Below are 7826 nucleotides of genomic sequence, written 5' to 3'. Positions count from 1 at the left end.
AGCGCCACAAAGCCGTCCTGTGTCTTGGCAAGGCTTCGACCGCGCAGTCGGAATGACAAGAAGCCAAAACCCTTTCCGGCGACCCATCCCATTGCGACGCCAGCGACCGACCGCCAAAAAATGTCGATCGTCATCCAATGTTCGAAGATGGTCGACCCCTTACTGGCCGCCAGTGTTAGTGCGATCGCCAGATGAACGAAGGGAAAACTCGCGCCATCATTCAGGCCGGCTTCGGAAGTCAGGGCAAAACGAACCTCGTCTTCCTCGCCGCTTTTCGGCGGGCCGACTTGGATATCGCTGGCCAGAACCGGGTCCGTCGGGGCGAGCGAGGCTCCCAAAAGGAGCGCAGATGCGATACCAAGGTCCAGGATATATGAGCCAAGCAATGCAATCGCTGTGATCGTCAATGGCATGGCGATGCCGAGAAGTCTCCATGTTGTCATCCAGCGACGCCAGCCAATACGCCGATCGATCTTCAGGCCAGCGCCCATCAGCGCGACGATGACGACGATCTCGGTGAGCCGTTCGGTGAACTCTCTGTTGTCGAGGGGATTGAAGCGCGGCAGGAGCGGGAAAGGCGACCAGGCCAAGATAGCGCCGATCGCAAGACAGATGATCGGCAGCGACAACGGCAGTCGCCGTAGAACCATTGGCAGCCACGCGGTCAGGAGAATGACGAAGCCAAGGATGGTCAGCGTGACGATATAGATATCCATTGGCGTTCCCTCAGCCGCAACCGCTGACGTGCCGGGCTGCAAACTAACGCCGGAACGCGCAAAATGTTACATAGTAGCTGATCGCGTGGATACTGATCTAGACTTCATTCTCGCCTTCACCTCCAACGCCCAAGTCACCCTTGATGCCGGGACAGGGACGAGCACTGACGTCGGCGACCCCAGGCCTCGCGCGACGCTGAGTGGTGCTGATACTCCTGCGGTCGAACGAAAAGGCTGGGTTCCAATTTCGGTTCTTTCCGCCGATGCCGATTGGCCCTTCGAAATGGGGAGGTTAACCTCGCCACAATCTCGTGAAAATCCTGTCTCAAGCCCAATGCGATTATAGGCTGAAACCGGACATACGGATATGAGCGAACAGACAATTATCGAAACATCACACGGACATATTTCGGTAAGCGACATCGAGGGAACTGGCACACCGCTTTTGATGCTGCATTGCAATTCGGGATGCAAGGAAATGTTCCTCTTTCAACAGCAGGCGCTTGGCGGAACGCGAAGGCTCGTTTCACTAGACCTGCCCGGACATGGCGAGTCATCGGACGCTGCTGATCCTCAACGCAGCTATTGCTTTGGCGGTTATGCCGACGCGATCACGGAAGTGCTCACGAAACTCGGCATCGACAAGGTTGGTATTCTTGGCCATTCGCTAGGCGGGCACATTGCGCTGGATCTCATGGCGACGCTACCCCAGGTTTCAGGGGTGATGATCTTCGGAACGCCGCCTATCCCGCCGGGACCTGAAGGTGCGCGACTTGGCTTCCTCCCTAATCCGGAGATGGCATATACCGGGAATCCGACCCTTACGGAGGAGCAGATCAAAGGTGTGGTTACCATGGCGCTCGGTCCGAGTGCTGAACGAGATCTGTTTTATACATCGGCAGTGCGCCGCGCCGATGGGCGCGCGCGTAAGTTCATGGTAGATGCAGTAATCGCAGGAACGCAGATCGATCAACGGGAACTTGTGGCCATTTCCACCGTCCCGCTGGCGATTGTGAATGGTGCCGACGACCCGGTGGTAAACCTTGATTACATCGATACGCTAAAATACCGGAACCTGTGGACCGAGCGTCCTTTGCGTCTTGCTGAAGCCGGGCACGGTCCTCATTGGCAGCAGCATCATATTTTCAACGAAATGGTGCGCAGTTTTCTCAACTCGCTCGAATGATTGAGCGGCGGCGGCTTTGCCCGTATGCGATAAAATACTGTCTCGAATCACGAGGAGGATTATTCATGGCTATCAGTACAAACGATCTCGCAGACGGTCTTGCCGAGACACATCACCTCACTAAAGCGCAGGCCAAGGCCATTGTCGAAGATGTGCTACAAGGCATTTCGCAAGCTGCCGCCAAAGTAGAAGAGGTCTCGCTGCACGGATTCGGCAAGTTCAAGGTTCAGGATAAGCCCGCACGCGATGGCCGCAACCCATCGACTGGCGAGACGATCAAGATCGCGGCGTCCAGGAAGCTTGTTTTTCAACTCGCCAAAGCGCTGAAAGAGGCCGTTAACGGCTGACGTTCGAGTTCCCTAGGCGAGGTGTATTATATATACTTGTATATACTCGGATTATGGATGCGTGAGGACGTTTTGCGCGCGGCGGTCAACCCGAAGGCAACGGCCGCTTTCGACCACTGCAGCCTCGGGTCTTCTTCCACTCCTGGCAGGATGAGATAGAGCCGGAGCGTACTTTCGCGATCGCCATGCTTGTGAGTTTTGGAACGGTGTCCTGACGGGATCACAGTGATACTTCAACGCTATGTCAACGCGGATACTTGATTGTCGCTCCGAGTTGGGAGCGACAATCAGTGGCAACAGAGCACGTCTCTATGCCTTGCTGTTGAACTTTTCTGCCTCCTCGGCGACACGGTCCTTTGCGGCGTCGTGAATATCGGAAGCAACCTCGACAACTTTGTCATAGGCGTCGGAGGCGATCTCTTTGCCCTGGTCGGCCAGCGCGGCGGCTTGAACTGACACTGCTTCCTTGGTTGCTTCGGCAGCATCACCCAGAATAGCGTCTTCCTGTTCGGTGTGAGGCAAAGCAGCTCCGATTGCCGCACCCATAGCAAACGCAAGAGCACCCCCGACGAGTGGTTGGTCGCGAAACTGCTTCAGGATGGCATCATTTAACCTGCCAACCTGTTCCTGCGCTGAATTACCTGCAGACGACGAACTGCGGGACAGGGATGCGGCAGTATTGGACACTTTGTTACCTATGCTCGTCGCGGACTCCTTGATCTGGGACCAGGTCCCCGAAGCCCATCCTGAGGCATTATCCAGCGCCTCGCCAGTCTCATCGGCAATGCGCTCGATCTGCTTGCCGCTCGCGTCGGCAAATCCGCGATAGGTCTTCCCAGCTTCATCGATAAAATCGCCCGCGCGGTTGCCGGTCTCGTCTGTGAGCGCCTTAAGGCGCTTACCGGAGTTGTCGCCAAAATGGCTGTAGCGAGATCCGCCGACCGTTTCGGGCGGCCCGAGGCGACGCACAGGGCCGTCGACGGGATAAAGCGGATAGTCTCGGGCATGGGTGGTGGGTGCGGGGGCCGGATCAGCGGTTGTTCCCTGTTTGGCCATCAGCCAGGCCAAGCCTACACCCATGAGAGCAACGGGAATGGGGTTGATTTTTACCGCCTGACCTAGATTGCTCACGTATTCGCCGCCGCCGCTTCCCTTGGCGTAGGCCATGACCTCATCAATCAGTTGGCCCGGAGACATTCGGTCCTGGATTGCGTCAATGCGGCTTCCGATGCGTTGGCGATCGGCATCGATTTCGCGCTGGATATCGGCGGAGGTCTTTTCTGTCGAGTTTTCCATCAAATTTTCTCCTTAACTACGTCGACGTCACGACGAAGCGACGTCGTCGTCCGGTCAAGTTTCAAGTTACCTGCACGCAACGTGCTCAGACCCTTTGACATCATCATCCAGGCAATCGCCGCGATAATCACGCCAACGATTACGGCCGCGAGCGAGCTGGCACTCGTCTCCATCATTCCCCACTTGATAAACAGTGCTGCCAAGCCACTGACCAAAGCACTCAGAAGTACACCTACCGCGCCGATAACGAGGACTAGCCCGACGAGCAGCGCTTCGATGCCGAGGAGTGCTTTGGACGCCTTTTCTGAGACCTCTGTCTTCGCGAGGTCGATCTCCTTGCGAAACAAGCCGGTCACATCGGATACGAGCCCTGACAAGAGTTCTGACAAGGGCGTGTTGTCTGAAGACTTAGCCATTATCGATACCTCCCGCACGCAGCGACTCGCTCGACTGAGACGGCCTTAGGCTGTCCGTTGAGCGCGGCTTTGTCGAATAATCGGTGCGTACCGATGACGCAGTCAGGAACCGACTGGCCGCAAGGCCAGCAAGCGCGGCCATGCCAAGAAACGCGACCGGCTGTTTACGACCGAACTCCTCCGCCATGCTCGCAATCTCACCGAGATCTTTGCCTTCGATTTCCTTTGCGAAGTTCTGGACGCTGCTGCCGATCTGTTTGGCAATTCGGCCGACATGCTGCTGATCGGCCCCCTCCAGCTCGGCTCCAACTTTCTCAAGGGCAGTCGCGATACCGCGCACTTGATGAGCAGCAAATGTCTTCTGGTCGGTCACAATATCCTTGACCTTCTCGACTGCCGCCTCCCCGCCTTCCTTGACAGCATCGCGCGCAGAAGTGAGATCTTCCCCAACCTTAGCTTTCAGATCCTCGAACTGCGTCGATGAGGTTCCAGAGCTCTGTGATGCGGGTGACGTAGGTTGCAGTCCCAACGAGGGCGGCGTCCCGTCCGGGGTTCTTCCAAATTCGTTTGTCATCTCTCTCTCTCCATCAGGGAGTAAATCAGCGGTTGCCGATAGCCACCAACAAGCGCAGGGGACCTTTGTTCCAGCTTGCCAGGGGGCGTCCCCGCCTGCCGAGTAAGTCGATTGTCGGAATGGTGCCCGCGCGGCCCAAGTCGTTCCTGCACTACAATTCAAGCAGAATAGAATGTCAGATAACGAAGCCCCGTAATAAATTCATCACCCAACTTAAGACGCGAATGGCATGGAAAATCAGTTATTGTGGATCATAAAGCCGCAGTTCGGCCGTATCCACAATCATCCAAATGTCACCGCTAAGCCCGCAGCACATACGTGAAACAGAGAGGCAGATTGCCCCTGTGGACAAAATGGCGATGGGCTTGAACGAAGAGCGCTCCACCCTAGAAGCCAGGTTTTGGGTAGAGCGGCGCGCTGTCTAACGCCGGCAAGGCTGGGGCGGAGCATCTAACCTTCCCTATATACCAATCCCCTCCCCCAATTTTTTTCTGGCGTGCGAAACCAGACGTGCGCGTACGCGCCTTTGTGTGATCCTGAGTGATCCAAAGTGCCTGAGCGTGATGCACAACCATCCCACTTACCCCATAAAAGTCACGCTGGATCACGCTCAGGCACATTGAAACATCATAGTTCTTCTGACTTGCGTACTGGGTGCGGTTTTGGCAAACTGGGGGCTACTTAAGCGGTAGTCGACGGCCTCAAGACCCCGAGCGCCGATCCCTATTTCCTCTATCGATCCCAGTTGCCGGGAAGGGGAAACGCCGTGCCGAGCCTGACCGATTCCGCTATCAAGCAAGCGCTGAAGCGAGTGGAGAGCAACCAGAAGCAGGAGAACCTAGCGGACGGTGAAGGCCGCGGGACCGGCCGCCTGATCCTGGTTCTCAAGCCAATGCCAGAGCGCGTGACCGCCTCCGCCACCGGCTCCAGACATGGGGGAAACCTGCACGTCCCACGACTTCTCATTACCGTTGAGCGTTTCGGCAAAACCCGTGAAGCGGGCGCTCTCGCCGCGTCTTGCCGACGCGATCGCCTCTTAGCCTTATCGTTGCCCTCAAGCTTCCAGAAACTCGGCCATGGGCAACCGGCGATCTTCCTGAATTCGTCTACTTCCATAACGCGCATACCGCCCTCCGAAATGAAAGCGAGGTTTCCATCAAGGTTCGGGACCTTGATGCAGTCGTCTGACGCGGTGAGCACCTTCTGCATGAACTCCGCATCGACGCGTCGGCGTTCGTGGTCCAACCGCTGCTGCGTCCGGTCACGCAGGACCTTGATAAAGCCATGAATTTGTCGCCGCCGTCGCGCAGTGCCATCATTTCGCCAGACGCCAGAACCGCGAACTGTCCTTGCGGACATCCCAGCGCTCGTCGTTACCGCGCCCTTTCGTCAGCGCGGCCGCCATTTCCTTCTCCGGAACATCCTCATCCCTGTCTTCTTGTGTGAAGAAAACATCGGCCGGCTTTCCCCTCATCTGTTCCTCGTCCCAGCCGAGGATGCGCCGCGCGCCATGGTTCCAGGTCATGACCAAGCCCTGGCGATCCATAGAAATGATCGCGTAATCAATCGCGCTATCGATGATAGCCGCGAGAAGGCTCTCCCTAGTAGTCCTGTCTGTGTCTCTCTCATTGAACGATACCTCGCGTCCGCTGTTCAGTCAGAGTGACGTCCGTCCAAAGATCCATGCAACCGTCGCCTTAATACGGTGAAAACCGGGCGATGAAGTGCCGGCCTCCGCGAGGCCTAATATAGCTTACGAAGAAAGTATATTTATCAAAGCTTCGAGATATCGACGCTCCGATCCTTTGCTAAAGCGGCAATAGTCGCCGCGTGCGAGGCGGCCCTTTTTAGCCGGATGCGATGGAACACCCATCTATCCCGCTCCTCGTGTGGCCGGTTTCGATAAAAACGCTGCGGCCCCCTTTAGACGAACGGGGCCGGCCCCGCCATACCTGTCCCTCCGGCCCTCCTGCAAGAGAAGCAATCACTCCGTGAAAAGGCACCAGTTCACGCGATCAGATGCGAAGCATTATAGTGCTCTAGTAGACTAGAACACTGCCCCTCCCGCCCCAACGTACTGGAACTAACCTTCCCCCCGAAAGTTGAGCGACCATCTTTATAGATACCACTCAGGAGCCTGCATGGAGCCTCGCCGTATCGTCATCATAAGCGACTTCCAGGACGGCGCATGGAGCGAGGAGGCTATTCCCTCTGTCGAGGCCTACCGACACCAATGGCTTAGCGGGACACGTGGCCGATCTCCGACAGCGGTTTCGGAGCCCGGGATCGTCAAAGTCGATGGCGGGTATCTAGAACGACTACCCTTGGCTGCGCTCAAGGACCGGCTTGTCGACTGCGCCGAAATCTGGACGTTCTGGCGTGGTGAGGCGCCACCATCTGACTGGACGGCAGGCAGCCCGTTTCTCACGCGCCGCGCGTTCCGCATGAACGGACCGGAAGTCCCGTTCGCATCGAACGACATGCTGGGACATATCGCCACCTTTGGGGCACCCGACATTTTATGCGTTTGGGGCCTCGGCGTCTGCGAAGATATTCTTCTAACCTGCCGCGACAGTTTCAAGATCTACAATTCCATCGATGCCCCGGCGCTACGGGTGCCGACCGAGGTCAGCCGTCATTTCGATCTCGTTCTAACCGGCGCCGAATGGCAATCGGACGCGGTGAAAGCACGTCATCCGAATATGCGAACCGAAGTCATGCCGATCGGTCCAGAATTTGCCTCCGAGGTGACATTTTATCCGTTGGACATCCCCAAGACGCATGACGTGATCTATGTGGCGGCCGCGCAGGCCTATAAACGTCACGATATCCTGTTCGACGCGCTTGCCAGGTTGCCAAAGTCGCTGCGGACGCTGTGCGTATCTGGCTACGGCGAACTGGTTCCCGAACTGCGTAATCAAGCCGAGCGGCTGGGCATCGATGTCGAATTCGTCGGGCCGCCAAGCGTTCCGTTCGACGAGGTCAATCGGCTGATGAACCAGGCAAGGATTGGCGTCGTCTGCGGCGTGGACGACGGGGCACCGGCAATCCTGACGGAATACATGTTGGCGGGCATTCCGGTTCTCGCCAATAGCGAGCTCAGTTGCGGGTTGCAATATATCAAAGCCGAAACCGGCTGCACGGCATCCGCCGCAGACTTTCATAAAGGCATCCTCGATCTGCTCGAACGAGCGGAAACTCTGCGGCCTCGCAACGCTGTGCTGGCGAACTGGACCTGGCCCCATAGCATTCGCCAACTCAAGCACCTCATCGACAACACCAAAAACTGAT

The 7826-nt window shown here is 57.0% G+C and carries 7 protein-coding genes and 2 pseudogenes; 4 read left to right on the top strand and 5 right to left on the bottom strand.

Annotation, left to right across the window (positions count from 1 at the left end; translation table 11 throughout):
* Nucleotides 1-716, bottom strand: a 716-nt coding sequence (locus tag AC2GXZ_RS30690; protein ID WP_483763045.1) for a cation:proton antiporter domain-containing protein, incomplete at its 3' end; no start/stop codon positions are given.
* Nucleotides 717-1083: 367 nt separating this feature from the next.
* Between AC2GXZ_RS30690 and AC2GXZ_RS30685 the strand changes: the two genes are divergently transcribed.
* Complete coding sequence (locus AC2GXZ_RS30685; protein ID WP_483763044.1) at nucleotides 1084-1902, top strand: alpha/beta fold hydrolase; 819 nt, start codon at nucleotides 1084-1086, stop codon at nucleotides 1900-1902.
* A gap of 65 nt (nucleotides 1903-1967) precedes the next feature.
* Nucleotides 1968-2249 (top strand): HU family DNA-binding protein, encoded by a 282-nt coding sequence (locus tag AC2GXZ_RS30680; RefSeq protein WP_483763043.1) that lies wholly within the window; start codon nucleotides 1968-1970, stop codon nucleotides 2247-2249.
* Nucleotides 2250-2558: 309 nt separating this feature from the next.
* Here AC2GXZ_RS30680 and AC2GXZ_RS30675 read toward each other — a convergent pair whose 3' ends face one another.
* Genes AC2GXZ_RS30675 through AC2GXZ_RS30665 form a run of 3 tightly spaced genes read right to left on the bottom strand, consistent with a single transcriptional unit; the run spans nucleotide 2559 to nucleotide 4535 of the window.
* Nucleotides 2559-3545, bottom strand: a complete 987-nt coding sequence (locus AC2GXZ_RS30675) for a DUF3618 domain-containing protein (protein WP_483763042.1) — start codon at nucleotides 3543-3545, stop codon at nucleotides 2559-2561.
* Nucleotides 3545-3961 (bottom strand): phage holin family protein, encoded by a 417-nt coding sequence (locus tag AC2GXZ_RS30670; RefSeq protein WP_483763041.1) that lies wholly within the window; start codon nucleotides 3959-3961, stop codon nucleotides 3545-3547. Before AC2GXZ_RS30670 ends, AC2GXZ_RS30675 begins: the two co-directional genes overlap by 1 nt.
* Nucleotides 3954-4535 carry a nutrient deprivation-induced protein gene (locus AC2GXZ_RS30665; RefSeq protein ID WP_483763040.1) on the bottom strand — a complete coding sequence of 194 codons (582 nt, stop codon included), beginning with the start codon at nucleotides 4533-4535 and terminating at the stop codon, nucleotides 3954-3956. Before AC2GXZ_RS30665 ends, AC2GXZ_RS30670 begins: the two co-directional genes overlap by 8 nt.
* 766 nt (nucleotides 4536-5301) lie before the next feature.
* On the opposite strand from AC2GXZ_RS30665, the pseudogene AC2GXZ_RS30660 reads away from it, so the two are divergent.
* Nucleotides 5302-5448: pseudogene (locus AC2GXZ_RS30660) on the top strand (site-specific integrase); the annotation flags it as partial.
* 308 nt (nucleotides 5449-5756) lie between these two features.
* Here the strand turns inward: AC2GXZ_RS30660 and AC2GXZ_RS30655 are convergent.
* Nucleotides 5757-6192 (bottom strand): annotated as a pseudogene (locus AC2GXZ_RS30655) (PAS domain S-box protein); the annotation flags it as partial.
* 484 nt (nucleotides 6193-6676) lie between these two features.
* On the opposite strand from AC2GXZ_RS30655, the gene AC2GXZ_RS30650 reads away from it, so the two are divergent.
* The gene (locus tag AC2GXZ_RS30650) at nucleotides 6677-7825 is read left to right on the top strand and encodes a glycosyltransferase family 4 protein (RefSeq protein WP_483763039.1); all 1149 of its coding nucleotides are present in this window, start codon (nucleotides 6677-6679) and stop codon (nucleotides 7823-7825) included.
* The last annotated feature ends 1 nt before the right edge of the window (nucleotide 7826 follow it).

The sequence above is a fragment of the Aliirhizobium sp. YIM B11859 genome (assembly GCF_057163345.1).
Note: the sequence above shows the minus strand (reverse complement) of the source record. Positions and strands in the feature narration are given on the sequence as shown.